We start from the raw sequence: 24765 nt of genomic DNA on the forward strand, positions 1-24765 counted from the left end.
TTTAACAAAAAAAGCACTTAGACTTTTTACAGATAGATCTAATCTAAAGGTGGTCCACTTTGGCCCGGCGCGGGTGGGTCACTTTCGTCCGGCCAGCTATGGTCACTTTAACCCGGCGAGGGTGGTATACTATGTCCGGCGTTTCCAGTTCTGAACAAAAAGTTCATTAAATAGTTTTGAATTTAACAATCATCATTTTGTTCAAATGATAATTTAATATAGTTGGAATTGTAAATAATGGAATATGTAAGGGTATTCTAAATTGTCATGGCAAAAAAATCGTTTATATTTTGCAGTTATCAGGTATAATTTATATTTGTTACGCAAAATGTTGCTGGAGAAGTCTTAATGTTATCAAGTAGAAAACCCCCCAAGCAGCGGAAACAGACTCGGAGGGTTCTAACAACCACAGACACTACTTGCTCTTCTTAAGGCTTCTTTATTTTTTTAATGGCACGTTTGATAGTATCCATTACGTTTTTAAGGTGAAACCGGACTCTCTTCCTTCTTTCGAATAGTAGAATGCCCAAAGAACATATACTGCAACCTGTGATTATTGCCTGAAACAATACACTCACTTCCATAGGTATGCAATTTATGATTCAACAAAACTGGACGAACCAGTATAATTTCAAGAAAAACCTGAAATATTCGTTAGAAATCTGTGATTGTAAATCGCATAATGAAAATGAACTTTATCGTTGATTCAAAGATAGATATATTGGCTATTTGGATTATAAAATGCAAGGTGTTTGATTGGATTTTTATTACGATAAAAAAAACACCCCCTAAATTTTAGGGGGAATGCAATTTTTGATATTGTATTTTGAAAATATGATGGTTTTCAAAATGTTTTGCATCCTATTTTTTCAAATATTCTCAATATTTATGGTAATGTCGCAAAAGGTTTCCACGAAATTTAAAGCAGGTATGTCCAGTCTCCCAATTTGCCATTCTTTTCTTTAGATGAGACCTTAAAATCCGTGATCAGAGTTTCGCTTTGAAGAATGACCTCATTGGGCAATTGTTCAAATTCCTCCTTCGTCAATTGAAGATTGTTTATTTGGATATGTTGTTTATACATCTCGTGCCATTGTGGCCATTACATCTAATTTACCTTTGATCAATTTGATGGCTAGGGTGTAATCGTCCCTGTACATGGTAGCCCTGCTCAACCCGGTCTTTTCCCTTACGTAATTGTGTATGCATGCACTTATTATCTTATAGGTAAGGTTTCTGACTCTTTCGGCCTTATGCTTGAGTTCAGGAGACTTGGGGAAAGTGTCAACCAGAATGTCATTGTAGATTGATTCATCCATATCATTGTCCATGTATGCTTTGCTGATTTGTGAATAGATATAGTCAATCAATTCATTTGAGGGCCATTGTTCTTCATGTAGACATCAAAGGACTTCTTATCAATCATTTACTCCAATTCTGTTACCTTTTGTAAACTTTTTTGTCAGACATTATGAGGTTATTTATTATTATTGAGGACCAGACTTTCTCAAAATGACCAAAAAAATACTTTTAATCGCGGTACTTGCGTTTTGCTTTTCCTGTTCGGATGATGATAACTGTACGAAGACCCAAACACTATACGGTAACCAACAAATGGGTGGTGATAGGCAAATCGAAGTCCCCTGTGATTTTCCAGACCCCGAACCTTTACAACCTGTCTGATAATATCTTTTACCTTTGGTCACTTGTTTAATCGCTCCTTTGCGGTCTGGATCGCTGTAAATTTTTTTGCCCATTGGGGCCTTTATTATGGGTAAGTACCTATCTGTAATTTCATCAATTACAAGTTTTATTTATGAATGGATTAGGATATTGGTTAAAGAATGATGTGAATGAAAAAGTTTACATAAATCAAGGATAATATGTACAAAATATGCTATAATATGTATATTTAGAACCTAAACTAAACCTAGTCTATATGAAAAGTTACAAAAACCAAATCTATGGCTCATTGGGAGTATTAATTGTTACTGTATTTATAGTGTGCTATATATTGTACAAAAATGATTTGTTGATTTAATCAAATTGTATGTAATTGATGAAGTTGTAAAATTGTAGCGTTCTACCTCCTTATTCCAGAAATCCCTGATAGGTCTTAAGACACCACTCCCCGAAAATGGTTAATTTTGGGTGTCTGCCATGGAAAAAATAGAAAGCATATTAGAGAACAAACTAGTCCGGCCCACAGCAATGCGGATGTTGGTCTATCAATACTTTATGGGTCAAGATGCTGCCGTTTCGTTGACGCATGTGGAAAATGCTTTTGACAAGGCAGATCGTACTACTCTATATCGCACCTTGAAGGTTTTTGAAGAGAAGGGTGTAGTACATCAAATTGATGATGGCACGGGTACCAAAAAATACGCACTTTGCGAACCTGGCTGCAATTGTGAATTGGAGCAAGACCTACATCTCCACTTTCACTGTGTTCGTTGCAATGAGACCGTTTGTTTGACGGAACATAAAATACCACACATCAATCTTCCAGAAGGCTTTGTGGCCGAAGACGCCAATGTGGTGCTGAAAGGGCTGTGCGATAAATGTAGCGGAAAATAAATGCACTTCCGTTGCATGAATGTTTTTGGGAACTTGCGGCCCATATGGCACAAAAGAAAAAAAATCAGCTGCGAAGTTTAGACCACGATCACAATCACGATCACTGTTGTTCTGGAGAGACCTCCGATTTTAGGACCTATCTGCCCGCACTCTTCAGTTTTGTAATGCTCTTATTGGGCATAACCGCGGATTATTTTGACAACGTTCCTTTTTTTAAAGGATGGACAAGGGTAGTTTGGTATATAATTGCCTATTTGCCCGTAGGATTTCCGGTAGTAAAACAAGGATGGAACAGTATCAAAAGAGGAAACTTCTTCACGGAGTTTTTCCTGATGGCCATAGCCACACTGGGGGCATTTGCCATTGGGGAATATCCAGAGGGTGTTGCGGTTATGTTGTTCTACGCCGTAGGGGAACTGTTTCAAGAAGCGGCGGTAAAACGCGCCAAAGGAAATATAAAGGCCTTGTTGGATGTGCGTCCCAATGAAGCCTTGGTGTTTCGGAATGGGAATTTTGTTGCGGTAAACCCGGAAATGGTGCAGATTGGGGAGCGCATTCAAGTGCGTGTTGGGGAAAAAGTACCTTTGGATGGCGTGTTACTATCTTCCAAGGCATCTTTGAATAGCGCGGCCATAACCGGTGAAAGCAAACCCCAGACGCTTCAAAGGGATGAAGAGGTGTATGCTGGAAGCATTAATTTGGATGGAGTAATTGAAATTCAAGCAACCAAGGTATTCAAGGACAGCTCCATAGCCCGAATCTTGGAAATGGTGCAGCATGCCACCGCGCGAAAATCAAAAACAGAACTTTTCATTAGAAAGTTTGCCCGGATTTATACCCCTATTGTAGTTTTTCTGGCCATTGGACTTACATTTCTGCCCTACTTTTTTGTGGACGAATATGTGTTTGGGGATTGGTTGTACAGGGCTTTGATATTTCTTGTGGTATCCTGTCCCTGTGCATTGGTTATATCCATCCCTTTGGGATATTTTGGCGGATTGGGTGCCGCTTCGCGGAACGGTATTCTTTTTAAAGGAGCTTCTTTCTTGGATACGATGGCAAAAGTAAATACCGTGGTGATGGATAAAACTGGAACCGTGACCAAAGGAGTCTTCAAGATAAAGCAGGTGGTAAGTTATGCTTCGTTGGAGGAAAATGATTTTATGAAGTATCTGATGGCCATGGAGAGGCAATCCACCCACCCCATTGCTAAAGCTATCATGGAATATAAGCTTAAAGGTGAAGCTAATACTGCCACCGAGGTTACCGAAATTGCAGGAAAGGGTTTAAAAGGACTTGTGAATGGAAAATCCGTATGGGTTGGGAACAGGGCTTTGATGGTTTCAAACCATGTTGAAGTACCCCAAGAACTGGAAGAAATAGTAGAGTCCATGGTCTTGGTGGCTATTGAAGGTCGTTTTGCCGGATACGTTATAATTGCCGATGAGCTCAAGCAAGATGCCCGTGAAGCCATTCAACAGTTACGGAAGGCGGGTGTCCCAAAAATTGGTATGCTTTCCGGGGATAAGGATTCCATCACCCAGAAACTGGCTAAGGAACTCCAGTTAAATTGGGCCAAGGGAGGGCTGCTTCCCGAAGATAAACTCAAAGAGGTTGAGAAGCTCAAGAAAGACCCAGATACCAAGGTGGCCTTTGTGGGAGATGGCATCAATGATGCTCCCGTGCTTGCTGCAAGTGATGTGGGGATGGCCATGGGAGGCTTGGGCAGTGATGTGGCCATTGAAACTGCCGATGTGGTCATTCAAACCGATCAACCCAGTAAAATAGCCAGAGCCATAAAAATTGGGCGCTCCACACGCAATATTGTTTGGCAGAATATTGCATTGGCATTTGGCGTAAAGGCGTTGGTCCTTATTTTGGGCGCCGGTGGACTTGCTACCATGTGGGAAGCTGTCTTTGCTGATGTGGGTGTGGCCTTATTGGCCATCCTAAATGCGATTAGACTGCAGAGGATGGAATGGAAATAATTTGACAAATGAATAGAAAGAAGTCAAATCGGAACCTTGGATAAACTAAAAGCCAAGAAAAAATTCTTACACTACCGTTAAACGACTGACCCTTTATAATCTATTTTTGTTTTTCATGTGGGAACGTGTCTGTTCAAACTTTAATTATTGATTAGTAGTTGGTTATGTGTTTTCGAGTGAGATAAATGGCGTGTATGCCCTATGGATAATTGACTTTTATCAATTGACCATCATCAATTTTCTTACATTAGGGCGACAATAATTCCCTTCAAAAAATGTTCTCATAGTCGTGAACTATCGTTTTTTTACGATATTTAACATAAATTACCAAAAAACCAAACAAAACTCATATTACTACCAAAATCATGTACAAGGAAATCTATTTGGTCGATGATGAAGACCTGGTGAACACCGTGAATGCAATCCATTTTAGAAAACTAGGATTGGAAGATAGGATCAAAAGTTTTACAAATCCCGAATTGGCTCTGGATGATCTTCGTTTTAGGGATAATCCCAACACGAAAACACTTATACTGCTTGACATTAATATGCCCGAAATGAGTGGCTTTGAATTCTTGGAATTTATGGCTCTCGAAAGTTTTCCGGAAACCAATGAAGTACTATTGGTCACTTCTTCCGAATCAGAGGCCGATCGCGAGGAAGCGGAGAAATACAAAGCATATGTAAAGGAATTTATTACAAAGCCATTACGCATTGAACATTTGGAAGACTATTTGCAGGGCTCATACAAAGCCAAGTAAATGCTTTAGAAGAATCACATAGTTCCCCTTTGTGAAAACCCGTAGCATTGAAAGAAAAGCAGGTAAGAATAAACAATGACAAGGAAGCCCTTAAAGCAAAGAATGATGCTGTATGGGCCATGGATAAAAGTTTTCTGCTAACTGCTTTCAACGCCCCGTTCAGTGAGAGGTTTAAAAAGGAGTTTCACAAAGACCCCCATATAGGAATCGATTTAAGACCCTATTACAGGAAAAGTATTTTTTTTATAACTTGTGAGCAAGGCTGTGACCGGGCATTGGATAGATATGCTACCACATCAAGGCAGTCTGTAGGGGACAACGATGGTACGGAAGTTCTTGAATTTTTCTTCCAACCCTATATGGATGCCTCTGGAGCTGTGGTCGGATGTTGTGTTTGGCAAAAGAGCATTTCAAAGGAAGTCGAAAATGTAATCAGATTAAAGGAGGTCGAAAGAAAATATAAGGAAGCCCAGCAAATTGGCAACATGGGGCATTGGAGTTATGATGTTTTGAAGAACGAAATCACTTGGTCCGATCAGGTGTTCAAAATTTATGACCAAGTCCCAGGCGAGTTCAAGGCCAATTCAGAAGCTTTGGTGGAGCTTATTCATCGTGAAGATCGCGAGGCATTCATAGAGGATGTAAAGCGTTGCATGGAAGAAAAATTGCCCCATGACATTACCAATAGGATTATTGTAAGAGATGGGGGAGTAAGATACCTACACCATAAAGGACGGGCATTTTACAATACCGATAATGAGCCCATAAGAATTGCGGGCATTACTCTGGATGTGACCAAGGAAGTATTGGCCAATCAACAGATTGTTCAACAAAATAACGAACTTCAAAACTTCATCAGAATCATATCCCATAATTTAAGAGGGCCTATATCCAACCTGTTGATGCTGTCCAAGATTTATGAATTTGGCAAGGATGAAATGAACGATGATTTGCTCAGAAAAATAGAGCAAACCACCGAAGCCCTAGATCAGACCATTAAAGACCTTAGCCTTTCACTTTCGCTTAAAAATGCAAGCAAAGAGCAGTTTAAGAAAATCAGTATGAGCCATGTCATGAAAGATGTGGATGCTTTGTTGGCTGAGGATATAAGCAAGTCCAAAGCCGATATTAGAACAGATTTTTCGAAAGCGGACACCATATTTGGGCTCAAAGGCTATTTGGTGAATATTGTGTACAATCTTGTTCTAAATGCTATCCATTATAGCAAAGATGGAGTTGCTCCAATTATTGACATCTTTACTGAGGAAACAGAGGATGCGATAATTTTAAATGTTTCAGATAACGGTATTGGTATGGATTTGACCCCAGAGCGCGAAAGGAAAATTTTTGATATGTACGGAAGGTTAAGTGGGGCAACAGAAGGGAAGGGACTGGGATTGTATTTGGTGAAGACCCAAGTGGAGGCCATGGATGGAAAAATTGAGATAAAAAGCGAAAAAGATATAGGCAGCACGTTTTTAGTGTCTTTTATAAAATAAAAGATTAGCGACTTTTGCTTAAAAGGGTAAATTATTTACATCCACATTTCCACCTGAAACAATAACCCCTATTTTTTTGCCTTTAAACTGAAGCTTTTTAGAAAAAATTGCAGCCAAAGCGACAGCGCTTGAGGGTTCACAGACAATTTTCAACCGTTCCCAAATCATCCGCATGGCCTCAATGATCTCATCCTCTGTGACCCGGATAATTTGGCTCACATAGTTTTGGATAATGGGAAAGTTACGGTCACCCAAGTGGGTTTTTAGCCCATCCGCAATGGTATTTGTGGTGCTATTGGTTTCAATTGTGCCACTTTGCAAGGATCGGTAAGCATCGTCCACTTCTAGGGGCTCTCCACCTATTACTTGACAGGGATTTCCAAAATAATGTGCGGCCAGGGCGGTTCCGGCAATCAATCCGCCACCGCCTACGGGAGCAACAACATAATCAAGGTTGGGATAGACTTCCAATAGCTCTTTGCAGGCAGTTCCCTGTCCCAAAATCACATTGTCATCGTTGGAAGGATGTATAAAAGTTGCACCATGTTCTTCTTCTATCATTCTTGCTTGTCTTTCCCTTGCCTCTAGGGTTGGGTCGCATTCAATGACAATACCACCATAGCCCTTCACGGCATTTTTCTTTACCTGTGGTGCATTTTTGGGCATCACAATAAAAGCTTTCACACCTAGACCTTGTGCGGCCAAAGAAAGTGCTTGGGCAAAGTTTCCTGAAGAATGTGTAACCACTCCTTTTTGTTGCAATGCTTTGGGTAGTTGCATAATGGCATTGGCAGCCCCACGCATTTTAAAGGCGCCCATCTTTTGGAAGTTCTCGCACTTAAAAAAAACGGATGCGCCCACCATTTGGTCAATAAGGTGGGAGGTAAGCACGGGGGTGTTGTGGATATAGGGTTTTATCCGTTCATGGCATTCAATAAGTTGGTGCTTATCCATTCGATTTCTTTGATGTACAATGGCATAAAGATAGCGACCTCCAATCAATTTATGATGAAGGAAAGGAATGTTCCCTTGTTTTGGCTTTGGTAGTTGTTCCCTCCATGCCTATTTCGGGAATGACCAATAGCGGAATCTGGGTGTGGAAGGCGGTTTTTTTAACTATGGGCTCTCGGGTCATTTTCTCCATTTGGCTATGCTGGTAGTTGAGCATTGCCAATAAATGAATATCGAGCTCCTTAGAGAATATTTCCAAAGTTTTTGAAACAGAATGAAGTTCGGATACAGTATGAATGTAATGCTCAACATCCTTTAAATATCTGCGTAGCATATTCAAATTGAACTGCTGGAGTTCCGATAAAGCTTTGATGGTGTATTGTACATGAACGATTCGAATAGTGGCTTGGAACATTCTGGCCATTTCCAACAAAGGGGCAAGTTCTGAAGTGGTGTAGAACCGGTTAAAATCGGTGGCAAATGCAATTTCCGTAGGTGAAATAAAATTAAAATGGCGGGGTATAGCCAAAATGGGACATTTTTTTACACTCTTTATAATCCGTACAGTATTGCTTCCCATGAAAACTTCTTCAATACCGGAGGCTCCCTTGGTTCCTGTGATCACCAAATCGATATTGAATGTGTCCACAATCTCTTTTACCTCTTCAGAGAGTAAGTTAAAGGAGCTGATGGTTTCAAATTGATGATAGGGATTGTTAAACTGTTTTTGGATGCGCTCCACAGTTTTTTGCAGTCCCAACTCGGAAGAATCACGAACCGCATCAACAATACGCTCCCCATCCACCATTTTGGCCATAAACCTACTACTTGGAATTATGGGGGTGTATGTATTCAACAAATAAAAAGTGCACTGCTTGTTGCAGAACAGCTGCATGGCGTATGTTAAGGCATTCCATGCATTTTCCGAAAAATCCGTAGGTATTAGAATCCTTTGCATCTGGGCAGCTTTTATATAAGGTAAAATTAAGCGTGCAGCCCAGGGGATACTATGATAAATATCAGGTTTTAGGAGATGCTAAAAACCTTCGACCATCTCCAATAGTTTTTTTTCGTCTTTGATACCGATTTTTTTCCCCGAGGTGTGGATAAGACCTTTTTTCTTGAACTCGGAAATAATCCGGATGGCCGATTCCGTAGCGGTGCCAACCACATTTGATATATCTTCCCGGGAAAGGGTCAAGGCCAAAAAGCCATCTTTGTCCTCGCCAAAATTCTTTTTCAGATACAAAAAGGCCTCGGCAATGCGTTGCTTTACGGTTTTTTGGGAAATGTTGACGATTACATCATCGGCCTCTTTTAAATCATGGGCCATGTGGCGGAGCACTTCCAAGGTAAAGTCTGGGTTTTTCTGAAGAGTATGGGTAATACTCTCTTTGGGAATAAAGCAAACCTCCATATCGCTTACGGCAATGGCACTAAGATTGGTGCTCTCCTCGGCAATCACGGAACGTTGTCCGATAACCTCACCTTTCGAGGCTAATTTTACAATCTGATCTTTGCCGTTGGCACTGAGTTTGGAGAGTTTGGAAACCCCGCTACGAACACAATAAACCCCATTGAGTTTATCACCTTCCCCAAAAATGGACTCCCCCTTTTTTAGAACTTTGGTGGTTTTGGAATCTGAAACTTGTTTTAACTCTTCCTTGCTCATGGCACGCAAGGAGTTGAATTGCCGTACAATACAATTTTCACATCTGCTTTCCATACCGTTGACTGATTTACCTGACTCCTCAAATTTAAGGTTTATAATAATAGGATGTACTGATAAATATCATATTTTTAGGAAGAAGAGTATTACAAATTTGCACTAGGTAAAGCAAATGTAAATGGCAAACACAACCTGTTATCATTGTGGGGATGAATGTGGGAAGAACGGGGTGCAGTTTGATGAAAAGGAATTTTGTTGCAATGGTTGCAAGACCGTCTACGAAATATTCTCATCAAATGGCCTTACAGCATTCTATGAGATAGAAGCAAAAGCAGGGACCACACCCAATGAACTGCGCGGTAAATACGATTTTCTGGACAATCAGGAAATTGTAGAACAGTTGGTGGAGTTCAATGAAGAGGGAGTGCAGGTGGTGAGTTTAATGATTCCTTCAATTCACTGTAGCTCCTGTATATGGGTGTTGGAAAACTTGAACCGTCTACATTCGGCGATTACAGTCTCCCAAGCTGACTTTCCCAAGAAAACTATTAGGGTTACCTATAAAACGGAAGATTTTTCTTTAAAGACCTTGGTGTTGCTGTTGGGAAGTATTGGATACGAACCCAATATATCCTTGGAAACCTTGGAAGGAAAGAAGAATGTGGTAGACAGGTCGCTCATTTACAAATTGGGCGTTGCCGGATTTGCCTTTGGCAATGTAATGCTGCTTTCCTTTCCCGAATATTTTGAGGTGGAGGAGTTTTGGTTGGATCAATACAAAGGCGTGTTCCGTTGGTTAATGTTCGCCTTTTCCCTGCCTGTGGTTTTTTATGCTGCGCAAGATTATTTTATTTCGGCTTACAAGGGATTGCGTTCCAAGCTTTTGAATATAGATGTGCCCATTGCCTTGGGGGTTCTCGTGCTTTTTTTGCGCAGTACCGTGGATGTAGCCTTGGATTTGGGTTCAGGATTCTTTGATAGTCTTACCGGGCTTGTTTTCTTCCTATTGCTTGGAAAGTTTTTTCAGCAAAAAACCTATGCGTATCTTTCCTTTGAGCGCGATTACAAATCCTATTTTCCCATTGCGGTCACCCGATTGGATTCCAATGGAAATGAAGAGAACATCCAAATACATAAAATACAGAAAGGTGATCGTATTTTGGTTCGCAGTCAGGAAATCATACCAGTGGACTGTATCTTGATCAAGGGAACTGCTGAGGTTGACTATAGCTTTGTGACGGGAGAATCCCAAGCAGTTTTTAAAGAGTCTGGAGAAAAACTTTTTGCCGGCGGGAAACAGCAATCGGGGGTTTTGGAAGTTGAAGTCTTAAAATCCGTTTCGCAAAGCTACCTGACCCAATTGTGGGGGAATACGGTTTTTTCCAAAGATAAGGCCAGTCAATTCCAGACACTCACCGATAGCATTGGCAAACGTTTTACCGTGGCTGTGCTTACCATTGCTTTTCTGGCAACAGCTTTTTGGCTGTTCCATGATTCCAGTATGGCGCTCAACGTCTTCACAGCAGTATTGATCATTGCCTGTCCTTGTGCCATCGCTTTGGCGGCCCCATTTACATTGGGGAATATGCTTCGCATATTTGGAAGACATAAATTTTACCTCAAGAACACGAATGCCATAGAGCGTTTGGCCCAAATAGACATGGCCATTTTTGATAAGACCGGTACTTTGACCACCAATCAACAAGAGACTATCTTGTATGAAGGGGTGGAATTGACAGAGGATGAGACTGCTCTTCTAAAGACCACACTCAGGGCATCCAATCACCCTTTGAGCCGTTCGTTGTACGACATTCTTAAATCCAACGCCATAATGACCTTGGATGAATTCCAGGAACATACCGGCAAGGGTATCGAGGGAAAAGTAAACCAACACTCCATGAAAGTGGGTTCGGCCACCTACGTTGGGAAAGAAGCATCCTCGGAATTAACCCATACGGCGGTCTATGTTAGTTCAGATGAAGATGTAAAAGGTCGATTTGTATTCAAGAATACCTATCGGGAAGGTGTAAAAGAACTTTTTGATGAATTGGGCACTCAATATAAAGTGGGAATATTGTCCGGGGACAATGATGGAGAGCAAAAACAACTGGAAAAGATACTTCCGCCCCAAGCCCATATACTGTTCAACCAAAAGCCCGAAGATAAATTGGAGTGTATAGAAAAAACACAAAAATCCCATAATGTGCTTATGGTTGGGGATGGGTTAAATGATGCGGGGGCATTGGCCCAGAGCAATGTAGGGGTGGCCGTGTCGGAGAACGTCAATGTGTTTTCGCCCGCTTGTGATGGTATTTTGGATGCATCCAACTTGACCAAGTTGCCTGTTTTTTTGCAATTGTCCAAGAAATCCATGCAAGTCATTAAATTGAGTTTCATGCTCTCGTTGTGCTACAATGTCGTGGGACTGTACTTTGCCGTAACGGGTCAATTACAACCCGTGATAGCAGCCATTTTGATGCCGTTGAGTTCCGTAAGCATTGTGGCTTTTACCACGGTATGCACGAATTTGTTGGGAAAGAAATTAAAATAATAGGAAAGCTGATATATGTCATTTTTTGAGGAAGATTACCATAGTAGTTTTACACCTAAATTCAGTAAGGTATGAGTGTTATTTATGTTTTGTTGGCCATAAGCATTTCTGTGGCCCTTTGCTTTTTTGCCGCATTTGTGTTTTCGGTAAAAAAAGGGCAGTATGATGATGTATACACCCCTTCGGTAAGAATGCTCTTTGAAGATGAGCTTCTCAAGGATTCGGACAAACACGCTCACAATAAAGAAAAAATCAAACAAACAGAAAGTACAAACCAATAAATATGGAAATTCAACAGTTTCGCTACGATAACAAAATCGTTCAAAAGTTCTTGTACGCTACCATGCTTTGGGGTGTGGTAGGTATGTTGGTAGGGCTCTTATTGGCCTTCATGTTTTTGTTCCCCAATCTCACGGATGGTGTTTCTTGGCTAAGTTTTGGGCGTTTACGTCCCTTGCATACCAATGCTGTAATTTTCGCCTTTGTGGGGAACGCCATTTTTGCAGGGGTTTATTATTCCACCCAGCGATTGCTAAAAGCACGGATGTTCAGTGATGCGCTCAGCAACATAAATTTCTGGGGCTGGCAGCTGATCATTGTGGCGGCCGCCATTACCCTTCCATTAGGGTATACCACCTCAAAGGAATATGCCGAATTGGAATGGCCTATTGACTTGGCTATTGCTGTAGTTTGGGTGGTCTTTGGATGGAACCTGATAGGCACGATCCTAAAACGTAGACAACGGCACCTGTATGTGGCCATCTGGTTCTATTTGGCAACCTTCGTAACGGTTGCGGTGTTACATATTTTCAATAGTTTGGAACTGCCTGTATCTGCATTGAAGAGTTACTCCGTTTATGCTGGGGTACAGGATGCTTTGGTACAATGGTGGTACGGACACAATGCGGTGGCCTTTTTCTTGACTACGCCCTTCTTGGGATTGATGTACTACTTTGTGCCCAAAGCGGCCAATAGGCCTATCTATTCCTATCGATTGTCCATTGTGCACTTCTGGTCGTTGATATTCATTTATATCTGGGCCGGACCGCACCACTTGTTATACTCATCTCTGCCTGATTGGGCCCAAAACCTTGGGGTGGTCTTCTCCGTTATGTTGATTGCGCCTTCTTGGGGGGGTATGATCAATGGACTATTGACCTTAAGAGGTGTTTGGGACAAAGTACGAACCGATGCTACTTTAAAATTTATGGTTGTGGCTATTACCGGATATGGTATGGCAACATTTGAAGGTCCCATGCTTTCCCTAAAAAATGTGAACGCGATTGCCCACTTCAGTGATTGGATCATTGCACACGTACACGTTGGAGCATTGGCATGGAACGGGTTTCTGACCTTTGGTATGATCTATTGGTTAGTTCCTAAAATGTTCAAGACCACACTGTATTCCAAAGGATTGGCCAACTTTCACTTTTGGATAGGCACGTTGGGGATTGTACTCTATGCGCTGCCCATGTATGTGGCCGGATTTACGCAAGCTTTGATGTGGAAAGAATTTAATCCGGATGGGACATTGGTTTACGGAAATTTCTTGGAGACCGTAACCCAGATTATCCCAATGTATTGGATGAGGGCCATAGGAGGTAGCCTCTTTATTTTGGGAATGTTCGTGATGATATACAATGTTGTGGTAACCATTAAGTCCGGTAGCCGTGTTGAGGATGAGTTGGCCGAGGCTCCTGCCTTGGAACGAGTGTCCAAAAAACGTGTAGCTGGGGAAACCTTCCACAACTGGTTGGAAAGAAAACCCGTCCAATTGACCATTTTGGCTACCATTGCTATTTTAATTGGAGGAATTGTTCAGATTGTGCCAACCATATTGGTAAAATCAAATATCCCGACCATTACCAGTGTTAAACCGTACACACCATTGGAGCTTGAAGGGCGTGACCTCTACATTCGTGAAGGATGTGTGGGCTGTCATTCCCAAATGGTAAGACCATTCAGGAGCGAGGTGGAGCGCTATGGAGAATATGCAAAGGCAGGTGAGTTTGTGTACGATCACCCTTTCCTATGGGGTAGTAAACGTACAGGGCCCGATTTGCTTCGAGTTGGAGGTAAATATTCAGACAATTGGCATTTGAACCATATGTTGGACCCGCAGAGTACTTCCTCAGGTTCCATCATGCCAGCCTATCAATGGTTGGTTAAAAATGAGCATGACCGTAGTGGTGTTCAAGCCAAGATGGAGGCCATGGTAAAATTGGGCGTGCCCTACACCGAAGAAGATATCGCCAACGCACAACAATCCATGGCAGAACAAGCAGAGCAAATAGAAAAGAACCTATATGCCGATCCAGAGTTTGTAAAGACCTATGAGGCCGATAAAAAATACGCTCAGGAAAATGGAGATGACTTCGTAGAGATGAGAGACCGTGAAATCGTATCGCTAATAGCCTACTTACAACGTTTGGGTACGGATATCAAAATCAAGGAAGCGGAATAACTGTTATCAGAAAATAAAGAGTAAAAAGAAATCATGAATCAAGAGTCAAGAAGCAAGACCAAAATTAAGATGACTTTAAAGTTTTACGTCTTGATTCTTGTCTCTAAAATCTAACATAACCATGTTGAAATTTGTAAAGAACCATATGGAAACTATAGAAGGGGTGGCCAACTACCCCATGGTTTCCCTCTTGATCTTCTTCTTGTTTTTTGTTCTTCTTTTTTGGTGGGTATTTACTGCCTCCAAGGAGCACATAAAAGAGATGGGGGAACTGCCATTGGACCATAATGATCAACAAAACAAACTATAATACTATGAGCACAAAAACACCCTGGTGGATACGCGTACCCGTACTATTCTTCTTAATCTTCGGATTAATGGAATACTTTGTAGACTCTGGCGACAAACCTGCCATCATCGAATATCCCATAACACAGTTTTTTATGCTATTGGTGTTGATGATTCTCATTGCCATAGAACTTATACTGAGTTCCATTGAGAACATCATGTTCCAGACCCTTTCCGAAGAAGGTAAGGAAAGGTACTTGGCCACCAAGAACAAAAAAATGGAGTGGACATGGGTCAATAACCTCATGAAGCGCCTTACAAGGACCAAATCCATAGAGCGTGAAGAAGAAATCATCATGGATCACAATTATGATGGCATCCGAGAATTGGACAATGTCTTGCCGCCATGGTGGGTCTACCTTTTCTATGCAACCATTGTCTTCAGTGTAGTCTATTTGGTACGCTTTCATGTTATTGGGGAGTATACCCAAGCCGAAGAATACGAACAAGAAGTGGCTGCAGCCAAAATAGAGATTGAAGAGTACAAAAAAACCGCAAAGGATTTGGTGGATGCCAGTACTGTTGAATTGTTGACCGATGCCGCTGACCTAAGTGCAGGAGAGAAGATTTTTAACAGTAGTTGTGTGGTTTGCCACATGGCAGATGGTGGTGGTGGAATTGGACCCAACCTAACTGATGAATATTGGATTTTGGGTGGAGGCATCAAAAATGTGTTCAATACCATTTCCGAAGGAGGACGTGATGGTAAAGGAATGGTGGCATGGAAACAAAGCTTTAAGCCTGCCGAGATTGCCCAAGTATCTAGTTATGTGATAAGCTTGGGAGGAACCACACCTGCCAATCCAAAAGCACCCGAAGGAGATATTTGGGTAGATCCAAATGCACCCGAACCTGCACAGGCTACACCGGATACCCAACCAGCAGAGCAGGTTTCAGATTCTACCGATGTGGTAATGGAGTAAGAACAGGATCTAGAAAACAATAGGTTTTCACCAAACAAAAAAGAGGGCAATGGAGGAGAATTTTAGGGATTCCATAGGAACGATTACTGAAGAAGGTAAACGGGCGTGGGTTTTTCCCAAAAAACCAAGCGGGCGTTTTTATGACTATCGCAAGTACGTTAGTTATGCATTACTGGCCTTTTTGGTGGCAGCTCCCTTTATAAAGATCAACGGACACCAGTTTTTAATGTTCAATGTAGTGGAACGGCGTTTCAATATTTTTGGACTCCCGTTTTGGCCCCAAGACTTTCATCTTGTGGTGGTCTCCATGATCATTGGAGTGGTCTTTATTGCATTGTTCACCGTGGCCTATGGCCGTATTTTTTGCGGATGGATGTGCCCCCAGACTATCTTTTTGGAAATGGTCTTTCGGAGGATTGAATACTGGATTGATGGAGACCGTGGAGCCCAGATGCGATTGGATAAATCGCCATGGAATGGCAAGAAAATTAGAAAACGGGTATTAAAGTGGACCATCTTCTTTATCATCTCTTTTTTGATTGCCAACGTCTTTTTGGCCTATTTGATTGGCAGTGATAGACTGATTCAGTATATCACCGAAGGCCCAACGGCCCATTTGGGAACCATGGTGCCCTTGTTGATTTTCACCGCAGTGTTCTACTTTATTTTTGCCTGGTTCCGGGAACAAGTTTGCATTATTGCATGCCCATACGGACGGCTTCAAGGGGTGTTGTTGGATGATAAATCCATAGTGGTGGCCTATGACCATAAAAGAGGTGAAGGAGAGAATGGACGTAAAAAGTTCAGAAAAAATGAAGATAGGGATGCATTGGGTCATGGTGACTGTATTGATTGTTTTCAATGTGTGAATGTATGCCCCACAGGAATAGACATCCGAAATGGCACCCAGTTGGAATGTGTCAACTGCACCGCCTGTATTGATGAGTGCGATCACATCATGGATAGTATCAACAAACCTAAAGGTTTGATCAGGTACGCCAGTGAAGATGAAATTCTTAACAAGAACAAGTTTAAGTTCACAGCGAGAATGAAAGGGTATACGGCCGTTCTTGCCGTGCTGATCGGTATATTGATCGGTATGTTGTTCTTACGCAATGAGGTTGAGGCAAACATCCTGCGTTTGCCTGGGCAGTTGTACGAACGTAAGGAGAACAACATCATCAGTAATGTGTATACCTACAAATTGGTGAACAAGACCACGAAGGATATAGAAAATGTATCCTTTAAACTAATGTCGCACAGGGGAACCATAAAAATGGTGTCCCAAGATACCTTCAAGGTGCCGGCAGAAGAACTCACCGAAGGAACATTGTTTGTAGAGATCAATGCTTCGGAGTTAACGGGCGACAAGGATAAATTGAAGATTGCGGTCTATAGCGGTGACGAAGTGATTGAAACCACTACGACCCAGTTTTTGGGCCCAAGAAGTTATAATTAGGAGTTGAACGAAGGTCTGGATGTTTGCCGGACCCAACAAAAAGAAAAGCAATGAAGATCAATTGGGGAACGGGAATAGTGTTGGCTTTTATAGGGTTTATAACCTTTATTCTATATTTTGTATTTCGAATGAGTACAGATGATAGGGCCAACCATGATTTGGTTACGGAAGATTACTATAAAAAAGAACTGACCTATCAACAAAACTTGGATGCTTCCAATACGGCCCGTGATATGGATGCCGTACTTCGAATTGAGAAATCTTCGGAAGGGGTGACCATCTTTTTTCCAGAACAGTTCGACCCTCAAAAAATATCAGGAAGAGTGTCCCTATACAGACCGTCCAACAAGCGCTTGGATACTGACTTTCCCATAAGTTTGTCCAAAACACATTTGCTCATACCTGACAATAGCTTGGTGGGCGGTCGCTGGGACATTACCGTAGATTGGCAGTACGAGGGGAATACTTTTTTTCATAAACAGAAACTCGTGTATTAAGTTATGTTGTCATCAGCGTTGGTTCTTGGGTTGTTTGGTAGTCTGCACTGTTTGGGCATGTGCGGTCCCATTGCCTTTATGTTACCGGTGGATCAACAGAACAACGTGAAAAAAATGGGCCAGCTTTCCCTTTACCATGCAGGGAGACTCATGGCTTATGGAATAATAGGAATGCTTTTTGGCTTTTTGGGGAAAGGCTTGTCCCTTTTTGGGATGCAGCAAAAATTGTCCATTGCCATAGGCGCCATCATGATTTTACTGGTTCTGATTCCTGGGAAGTATCTCAATGGGCATAAGTTTTTAAGACCGATTTATACAATTTTGGGCAGGGTGAAATCGAAACTTGGGGCCGAGCTCAAGAAAAAGACGCCGGATGCTTTTTTGACCATTGGGTTTCTGAATGGATTTCTGCCATGCGGATTGGTATATATGGCCGTATTGGGTGCCATTGCCTTGGCTGGTCCAGTTCAGGGAGGACTTTACATGATTTTGTTTGGATTGGGGACAGTGCCTTTGATGAGTCTAGTGGTCTTTTCAAAAACATGGATGGGGAACTCGTTCAAATTTCGTGTGCAAAAACTGATTCCCTTTTTTGTAGTGCTCATTGGTCTTCTTTTTATCATCCGAGGGCTTGGATTGGGTATTCCCTATGTTTCACCCAAACCTGTGCCCACCAACCTGGCTTCGACCACCATAGAGTGCCATCAACCTTAAATCCGTTGAATATTTAAAACATAAGAACTCAATAGGGTGCAACGAATTGTTGTGCCCACCATATAAATCTGTGACATGAAGATAACATCAGCTGAAGAAGCAGTACAAATTGTGCAATCTGGAAACAGGGTTTTTTTTCAAGGTGCGGCCATGACTCCCAATGTGCTTATTGATGCACTTTGCGACAGGCATATAGAACTATCGGATGTAGAAATTGTGTCCATCCATACCGAAGGCGAGGCTCGGTATACCCAGGCACCCTGTAATGAAAGCTTTCGGTTGAACAGTTTGTTCGTAGGTGGAAACGTTCGCCAATTTGTAAATGGCTTCAAAGGGGACTATGTCCCTATTTTCCTTAGCGAGATCCATTTATTGTTCCGCAGAAAGATTATTGATTTGGATGTGGCGTTCATTCAGGTTTCACCACCTGATAAACACGGATATTGTTCATTGGGAGTATCGGTGGATGTAACTCTTCCCGCCATAGAAATGGCAAAAAAAGTAGTAGCACAGATCAACCCAAGAGTGCCAAGAACCCATGGAGATGGTATTATCCACATCAATCAAATAGATCATGCCATTGAAGTGAACCAACCCATACATGAACATGGACAAACGGAAATATCCCAACTGGAACTTCAAATAGGAGGCCATGTGGCTTCTTTGATTGAAGATGGGGCTACCCTACAAATGGGCATAGGCAATATCCCCAATGCCGTATTGTCCAAATTGGGAAATCACAAACGATTGGGAATCCATACTGAAATGTTTTCGGATGGGGTGCTGCCTTTAATAGAACAAGGTGTTGTAACAGGAGAGGATAAAAAGGTGAAACAGGGAAAGGTGGTAAGTTGCTTTGCTGTGGGATCAAGAAAACTGTACGACTTTATTGATGACAATCCGCTGTGCCACTTTAAAGAAGCAGCGTATACCAACGACACTGCCGTCATTAGAAAGAACCCCAAAGTAACGGCCATCAACAGTGCCATTGAGATTGATATCACCGGACAGGTGTGTGCGGATACCATTGGAAGCAGGCAGTTCTCTGGAGTTGGCGGACAAATGGACTTTATTCGGGGGGCATCACTTTCTGAAGGAGGGAAGCCTATCTTTGCCATGTCTTCGGCCACCAACAAAGGTGTTTCCAAGATTGTTCCCTATTTGAAGCAAGGGGCGGGAGTAACCACTACCCGGGCCCACGTGCATTATGTCGCCACGGAGCACGGGGTGGTAGACCTCTACGGGAAAAATCTTCAACAAAGGGCTCGGGCCTTGATTTCAATTGCGCATCCAGACCATAGGGAAGTTCTTGAAAAAGCGGCCCATGAACGGTTTAATGGGTGATTTTGGGACATCATGAAAAAAGGGGAGACCGATTTTACCGACCTCCCCTTTTTGGCTTGCATTAAACCAATCAAAAAAAATGCAACCCAATTAAATTTTAAAAGTCATTACAGGTACTTTGGAATGGTTGGCAATGTCCTCGCCAATACTGCCCATAAAGAAATGGGAAAGTCCTCTTCTTCCGTGGGTGGGTATTCCAATAAGGTCAGCAGCAACTTTCTCACTGTAATTAAGAACACCTTTTTCAACCGTATAGTCATTATGGATTTCTACCTGAATTCCCAAATTGGCATCTTTTAGGAATTTGGTGATTTTGGCGTATGCATCGTCTGTGCTTAGGAATTCATCCCCTGGGGTGTTCACATAAACCAAGAGTAATTCCGATTTTAGCAATTTGGCCATGTCCGCGGCTTTTTGCACGGCGGGTATGCTCTCTTTGGCAAAATCACAAGCAAAAACGAATCGCTCGGGAGTGAATTCCTTCGCATCTCCCTTGATTACAAGTACGGGTACGTTTGAGGTTCTCACCACCCTTTCGGTATTGGAGCCAATAAAGATTTCCTCTAACCCGTCCGTACCATGAGACCCCATTACAACTAGGTCTACATTATGTTTTTCAGCTACTTCATTCACTTCACTGAAAACTTTGTAATGTTTGATTACCGGGATAATTTTAACACCCGTTAAATAGGGCTTGTTTAAAAAATCTGCGAACCTTTTTTCCCCTATTTTGATCAAATGGACGACCTGTTCCTGTGAAATATAGCCAGATTCACTCATTAGGGCTGGCGACAGTTCCAACATGTGCAGGACGAGTAACTCTGCATCATTTTTCTTTGCGAGGGAGGCCGCCACTTTTAAGGCTCGTTCGGATTGTTTTGAAAAATCGATGGGTACGATTATGCTTTTCATTTTTTTCATGTTTAGGTTAAACGGTCATGGAAAATATTCGGGTATCGGGCTGTTTTCGATGTAACTTTACATCAAAGGCCATGCTGATGTTCCGTATAAAGGGTCTTCCCTTTGGCGTTACTTTGATGTGGTTTTTTCCGATTTCAATGAGTCCATCGGATTCCATTTCGTAAAGGTTTCCGATGATTTTTTGAAAATCGACCACCTCTTCTTCCTTCTTGTCCCAAGAGGTTTCGAACTGACACATCAAGTTAAGAATGTGTTGTCTAACAATTTGATCTTCTTGAGTTAGGATATGTCCCCTAAAAATAGGAATAAGTCCGTGTGATACCAAATGTTGATATTCCTCTACGCTCTTTACATTTTGGGCAAATCCATACCAACTGTCGCTAATGCTTGATGCTCCTAAACCTATCAAAAGTTTGGTCTTGGAGGGTGTGTAGCCCATAAAGTTTCGGTGCAGGGTGCCATTATTGAGTGCGGTGTACAAATTATCGGTAGGAAGTGCAAAATGATCCATGCCCACATCTTTGTATCCAAATTCGGTAAGCATTCTTTTGCCCATTTCATATTGTGCTTTTTTCTCAACGGACGAAGGAAGGTCGGTTTCTTTATAACCTCGTTGTCCATTGCCTTTTAACCATGGAACATGGGCGTAACTGAAAAAGGCGATCCTGTCGGGTTGAAGGGCTCTGGTCTTTGTTAGGGTTTCCTCCACATGGGAACAATCTTGGAAAGGTAGGCCATAGATAATATCATGTCCAACCGATGTGTACCCAATTTCCCTGGCCCACTCCGTCACATTTTTTACATTTTCAAAAGGCTGTTTTCTGTTGATGGCCCTTTGTACCGTTAAATTGTAGTCTTGTACACCGTAGCAGACTCTTCTGAACCCTACATCAAAAAGGGCCTGTAAGTGTGCCTTTGTGGTATTGTTGGGATGCCCTTCAAAACTGAATTGGGCATCTTCAGCCTTTTTTGCCAATCTAAGAATGCCGTTAACCAGCATGGTCAGATGTTCTGGAGAGAAGAAAGTAGGAGTGCCTCCACCTAAATGAAGTTCCTTTAGTATGGGCTTTTTGCCAAGAAGCTCCGTGTACAATCGCCACTCCTCTATTACCGATTTTATATAGGGTAATTCTACCTCATGTCGTTTGGTAATACGTTTATGGCATCCGCAAAAAGTGCAAAGACTTTCGCAGAAAGGTAGATGCACATACAGGCTGATGCCTTCTTCTGGGTTTTCCTGAAACGCTTTTAGTACGGTTGATTTCCATTTCTTGCCAGAGAAATTCTCCAAATCCCAATAAGGAACCGTGGGGTAACTGGTATATCTGGGTCCAGGAACGTTATACTTTTGAACTAATTCACACATAGCTGCATACCTTTGGATTATAGGTCAAAATTAGATGCACAGCTTAGTATAAAATATGATAAATGTCAGTCTGGGCGAAATCCTTACATGACAACTATCATGTTTTGGTTAACTTATCTGGTCTATTTTTGATATGAAGGTTTTAAAACACTTAATTTTTTTGGTATGAGCAGCATAAAAAAAATATTGATTCCTTTTGATTTTTCTGAAGCTTCAGTGAACGCATTGGAATATGTGATCAACTTTGTGGGGCCAGATCGTTCCATTGCCATTTTGGCGATGTATGTAGGAGCAATGCCCATTAGCACCTCAGAGGAAGAGTCTTTGAAAGAAGATTTCTCAAATGTGGTAAAGTCAATAGACAAGAAATTAAAATTGCCCCCCGAATTCCAGACGGCTACCGGTAAGATGACCAGCACAATTTTATCGGCCCAATCCGAGAACAATGCAGACCTGATCATGATGGGGACCATGGGGGATAAAATTACGGATGAGGCCATAACCAACACCTCAAGACTTGTTCTGGATGCCAAGTGTCCGGTAATTTCGATTCCTTATGGTTGTCGCATCAAGGAGCCTAAGGACATTGCTTTGGTCATGGGCGGAGAGAAAATTGACGATAAGAAGGTTTTGGAGACTTTATTGGATGTGGCGCGTACTTTTAATTCAAGGGTACATGTGCTGACCATCTACAAAGAATCCATCTATGATGAAGAATCTGTTGCGGAAAGCACCGAGGATTCTTTGGAATACTACTTGGAGCATTTCTATTTGGAGCATACGTTCAATAAGAATCAAGATGTAGAGGAGGGAATTTTCAACTACATCAATGAAAAACAGATTGACTTATTGGCCATCTTGCCCAGAAACCATGCGCAAAACAGTACACCCTCTGAAGGTCGTTTAACAAAACTGTTAACGTTGCATTCGGAAATTCCTGTTCTTGCTTTAGATTGATGATTTTTGTTGCTATTGCTCCTTTTCATGGTAACTTTGGAGAGAGGGGTAATGGCAACAAAATTTTACCTCCAAAACATAGAGAGCAAATGAGTGAATTTCGGATAGCAAGTTTAGGCCAGCCCCAATATAAATCGCCCCTGAAGCTAAGTACAGTTAAGGGTGATAATATCTTCGATTTTATATACGATTCCGATAGATTGGTCTTTGACCTATCCATAGACCAGTACCATCACTGTCTTAAGACAGGGAAGGAGCCATCGTGTTTGGAAAAGGCAGGCCCCAGACAGAACATCTTTTTTGATTCCAAGCATACAACGGCGGCCATTGTTACTTGTGGAGGTTTGTGCCCGGGCATCAATAATGTAATTCGTGGTGTGGTTATGGGACTCCATTATTTTTATGGGGTCAAAAAAATACTGGGTGTACCCTACGGATATGAGGGTCTGAATCCGGATAAAGGGCATGGGTTTGTAGAACTTACCCCGGACAAGGTAAAGGACATTCACCAGTTTGGAGGTACATTTTTGGGGTCCTCACGAGGTGGCCAGGACGTTTCGGTAATGGTAGATACGCTTGAGGCCAACCAGATAGATATGTTATTTGCCATTGGTGGAGACGGTACGCTTAAAGGAGTTGATGCCATAGGCGAAGAAATCCAAAAGCGAAATGCCAAGATCAGTGTAGTGGGCATTCCCAAGACCATTGACAATGATATCGACCTTATTGATGAATCTTTTGGGTTTGAAACCGCATTTGATGTGGCCAGCCCTATTCTACGTGATGCCCACAATGAAGCTACAGGGGCTTTCAACGGAGTTTCCATTGTAAAACTTATGGGGAGGGATAGTGGTTTTATTGCTGCTTCTGCCGCTTTGGCCATGCCTGTTGTAAACTTTGTGCTGGTTCCTGAAATGGATTTTGACTTGGAAGGGGAAAAAGGATTCCTGAAAGCTTTGGAACAACGCCTGAAACAGAAAAGACATGCCGTAATTGTTGTGGCGGAAGGGGCTGGGCAGCATCTGTTCCAAAAGAAAAGTGGTGTTAAGGATGCGTCGGGCAATGTGAAGCATCAGGACATTGGAATATTTTTAAAGGAACGCATAGCTGAACATTTCAAGGACGCTTCGATAACCATAAAATATATAGACCCCAGTTACATTATAAGAAGTGCTCCGGCAAATTCCAGCGATAGTGTTTATTGCAGTAGGTTGGCATATCATGCAGTCCACGGGGCTATGGCAGGGAAGACCAGATTTGTGAGCAGCAAGGTCAATAACAAGTTTGTCTATGTGCCTATAGCCGAGGTGACCAAAAAAAGGAAGAAAATAGACATGGAGGGAGAGTTTTGGTTCTCGGTACTTCAAAGTACCGGCCAACCCTTTTCATGGCGATGATTCGTCAAGCTGACATTTGTCATTTAATTTTCTAGTTTCACTCCATAGCTTTGGAGAAAATCAAAATAAGAATCATGGAAGTACAAATTCAATATTTAAAAATGAAGACCAGCGAATCATTGAATCAAATTTTAATGAAAAAGTTGGACGGGTTGGAGCATAAGTACAATTGGTTGATCAAAGCCAATGTGCTCTTTAAAATGGAGAACGATAAAGCTGGAGAGGGGAAAATATGCGAAATAGAACTGAGTGCTCCCGGACCTAGACTTTTTGCCAAGTCCAGAACGGACGATTTTGAAAAATCCTTGGCAGAAACCATTGAGGAATTGCAGAGACAGCTGGAAAAAAGACAGGGTAAGTTTGTATCCCATTAAATAGA

General features: G+C 42.0%; 23 protein-coding genes. 16 read left to right on the forward strand and 7 right to left on the reverse strand.

Translation table 11 applies throughout. From position 1 onward, the window contains the following. Positions 1 to 919: 919 nt before the first annotated feature. Positions 920 to 1084, reverse strand: coding sequence for a hypothetical protein (locus tag EZV76_RS17070; protein WP_161594409.1), 165 nt, complete (start codon positions 1082 to 1084; stop codon positions 920 to 922). Further along, the gene (locus EZV76_RS11065; protein WP_136566623.1) at positions 1077 to 1331 is read right to left on the reverse strand and encodes a hypothetical protein; all 255 of its coding nucleotides are present in this window, start codon (positions 1329 to 1331) and stop codon (positions 1077 to 1079) included. Before EZV76_RS11065 ends, EZV76_RS17070 begins: the two co-directional genes overlap by 8 nt. Before the next feature lie 829 nt (positions 1332 to 2160). On the opposite strand from EZV76_RS11065, the gene EZV76_RS11070 reads away from it, so the two are divergent. The 4 genes from EZV76_RS11070 to EZV76_RS11085 all read left to right on the forward strand — a co-directional run bounded on the left by EZV76_RS11070 (position 2161) and on the right by EZV76_RS11085 (position 6825). Then, positions 2161 to 2577 (forward strand): Fur family transcriptional regulator, encoded by a 417-nt coding sequence (locus tag EZV76_RS11070; RefSeq protein WP_136566624.1) that lies wholly within the window; start codon positions 2161 to 2163, stop codon positions 2575 to 2577. 44 nt (positions 2578 to 2621) lie between these two features. Next, entirely contained in the window at positions 2622 to 4565 is a 1944-nt protein-coding gene (locus tag EZV76_RS11075) for a heavy metal translocating P-type ATPase (RefSeq protein ID WP_136566625.1), read from the forward strand. Positions 4566 to 4930: 365 nt separating this feature from the next. After that, on the forward strand, positions 4931 to 5326 hold the full coding sequence (locus EZV76_RS11080) for a response regulator (RefSeq protein WP_136566626.1): 396 nt from the start codon (positions 4931 to 4933) through the stop codon (positions 5324 to 5326). Positions 5327 to 5373: 47 nt separating this feature from the next. Continuing rightward, positions 5374 to 6825: a sensor histidine kinase gene (locus tag EZV76_RS11085; protein WP_136566627.1), complete on the forward strand. Its 1452-nt coding sequence runs from the start codon at positions 5374 to 5376 to the stop codon at positions 6823 to 6825. Positions 6826 to 6843: 18 nt separating this feature from the next. On the opposite strand, the gene EZV76_RS11090 is transcribed toward EZV76_RS11085, so the two are convergent. From EZV76_RS11090 to EZV76_RS11100, 3 genes are all read right to left on the reverse strand, one after another. Next, positions 6844 to 7779, reverse strand: coding sequence for a threonine/serine dehydratase family protein (locus tag EZV76_RS11090; RefSeq protein ID WP_136566629.1), 936 nt, complete (start codon positions 7777 to 7779; stop codon positions 6844 to 6846). A gap of 49 nt (positions 7780 to 7828) precedes the next feature. Beyond that, positions 7829 to 8734: a universal stress protein gene (locus EZV76_RS11095; RefSeq protein ID WP_136566630.1), complete on the reverse strand. Its 906-nt coding sequence runs from the start codon at positions 8732 to 8734 to the stop codon at positions 7829 to 7831. A 78-nt stretch (positions 8735 to 8812) separates the two neighbouring features. Then, positions 8813 to 9502, reverse strand: coding sequence for a Crp/Fnr family transcriptional regulator (locus EZV76_RS11100; protein WP_136566632.1), 690 nt, complete (start codon positions 9500 to 9502; stop codon positions 8813 to 8815). Positions 9503 to 9623: 121 nt separating this feature from the next. On the opposite strand from EZV76_RS11100, the gene EZV76_RS11105 reads away from it, so the two are divergent. The 9 genes from EZV76_RS11105 to EZV76_RS11145 all read left to right on the forward strand — a co-directional run bounded on the left by EZV76_RS11105 (position 9624) and on the right by EZV76_RS11145 (position 19745). Beyond that, positions 9624 to 11996, forward strand: a complete 2373-nt coding sequence (locus tag EZV76_RS11105) for a heavy metal translocating P-type ATPase (protein ID WP_136566633.1) — start codon at positions 9624 to 9626, stop codon at positions 11994 to 11996. 71 nt (positions 11997 to 12067) lie between these two features. Continuing rightward, the gene (gene ccoS, locus EZV76_RS11110) at positions 12068 to 12277 is read left to right on the forward strand and encodes a cbb3-type cytochrome oxidase assembly protein CcoS (protein WP_136566634.1); all 210 of its coding nucleotides are present in this window, start codon (positions 12068 to 12070) and stop codon (positions 12275 to 12277) included. Between the two features lie 2 nt (positions 12278 to 12279). Further along, positions 12280 to 14460, forward strand: a complete 2181-nt coding sequence (gene ccoN, locus EZV76_RS11115) for a cytochrome-c oxidase, cbb3-type subunit I (protein WP_136566635.1) — start codon at positions 12280 to 12282, stop codon at positions 14458 to 14460. A 121-nt stretch (positions 14461 to 14581) separates the two neighbouring features. Further along, the gene (locus tag EZV76_RS11120; protein WP_136566636.1) at positions 14582 to 14770 is read left to right on the forward strand and encodes a CcoQ/FixQ family Cbb3-type cytochrome c oxidase assembly chaperone; all 189 of its coding nucleotides are present in this window, start codon (positions 14582 to 14584) and stop codon (positions 14768 to 14770) included. Positions 14771 to 14774: 4 nt separating this feature from the next. Beyond that, complete coding sequence (locus EZV76_RS11125) at positions 14775 to 15731, forward strand: cbb3-type cytochrome c oxidase N-terminal domain-containing protein (protein WP_136566638.1); 957 nt, start codon at positions 14775 to 14777, stop codon at positions 15729 to 15731. Positions 15732 to 15780: 49 nt separating this feature from the next. Then, positions 15781 to 17190, forward strand: coding sequence for a cytochrome c oxidase accessory protein CcoG (gene ccoG, locus EZV76_RS11130; RefSeq protein WP_136566640.1), 1410 nt, complete (start codon positions 15781 to 15783; stop codon positions 17188 to 17190). 50 nt (positions 17191 to 17240) lie between these two features. After that, positions 17241 to 17687 carry a FixH family protein gene (locus tag EZV76_RS11135; RefSeq protein ID WP_136566641.1) on the forward strand — a complete coding sequence of 149 codons (447 nt, stop codon included), beginning with the start codon at positions 17241 to 17243 and terminating at the stop codon, positions 17685 to 17687. A 3-nt stretch (positions 17688 to 17690) separates the two neighbouring features. After that, positions 17691 to 18401, forward strand: coding sequence for a sulfite exporter TauE/SafE family protein (locus tag EZV76_RS11140; RefSeq protein WP_136566642.1), 711 nt, complete (start codon positions 17691 to 17693; stop codon positions 18399 to 18401). A gap of 75 nt (positions 18402 to 18476) precedes the next feature. Continuing rightward, positions 18477 to 19745, forward strand: coding sequence for an acetyl-CoA hydrolase/transferase family protein (locus tag EZV76_RS11145; RefSeq protein ID WP_136566643.1), 1269 nt, complete (start codon positions 18477 to 18479; stop codon positions 19743 to 19745). A gap of 90 nt (positions 19746 to 19835) precedes the next feature. On the opposite strand, the gene EZV76_RS11150 is transcribed toward EZV76_RS11145, so the two are convergent. Beyond that, the gene (locus tag EZV76_RS11150) at positions 19836 to 20657 is read right to left on the reverse strand and encodes a universal stress protein (protein WP_136566644.1); all 822 of its coding nucleotides are present in this window, start codon (positions 20655 to 20657) and stop codon (positions 19836 to 19838) included. Between the two features lie 16 nt (positions 20658 to 20673). Next, positions 20674 to 22032, reverse strand: a complete 1359-nt coding sequence (hemN, locus tag EZV76_RS11155; protein ID WP_136566645.1) for an oxygen-independent coproporphyrinogen III oxidase — start codon at positions 22030 to 22032, stop codon at positions 20674 to 20676. A 165-nt stretch (positions 22033 to 22197) separates the two neighbouring features. Here hemN and EZV76_RS11160 point away from each other — a divergent pair, with 165 nt between their 5' ends. The 3 genes from EZV76_RS11160 (at position 22198) to EZV76_RS11170 (ending at position 24760) form a co-directional block, all read left to right on the forward strand. Further along, positions 22198 to 22989, forward strand: a complete 792-nt coding sequence (locus EZV76_RS11160; protein ID WP_136566646.1) for a universal stress protein — start codon at positions 22198 to 22200, stop codon at positions 22987 to 22989. An 89-nt stretch (positions 22990 to 23078) separates the two neighbouring features. Then, complete coding sequence (locus tag EZV76_RS11165; protein ID WP_136566647.1) at positions 23079 to 24386, forward strand: ATP-dependent 6-phosphofructokinase; 1308 nt, start codon at positions 23079 to 23081, stop codon at positions 24384 to 24386. Positions 24387 to 24460: 74 nt separating this feature from the next. Continuing rightward, positions 24461 to 24760 (forward strand): HPF/RaiA family ribosome-associated protein, encoded by a 300-nt coding sequence (locus EZV76_RS11170; RefSeq protein WP_136566648.1) that lies wholly within the window; start codon positions 24461 to 24463, stop codon positions 24758 to 24760. Positions 24761 to 24765 lie beyond the last annotated feature (5 nt).

Source organism: Flagellimonas alvinocaridis (genome assembly GCF_004916895.1).
GTDB lineage: Bacteria > Bacteroidota > Bacteroidia > Flavobacteriales > Flavobacteriaceae > Flagellimonas > Flagellimonas alvinocaridis.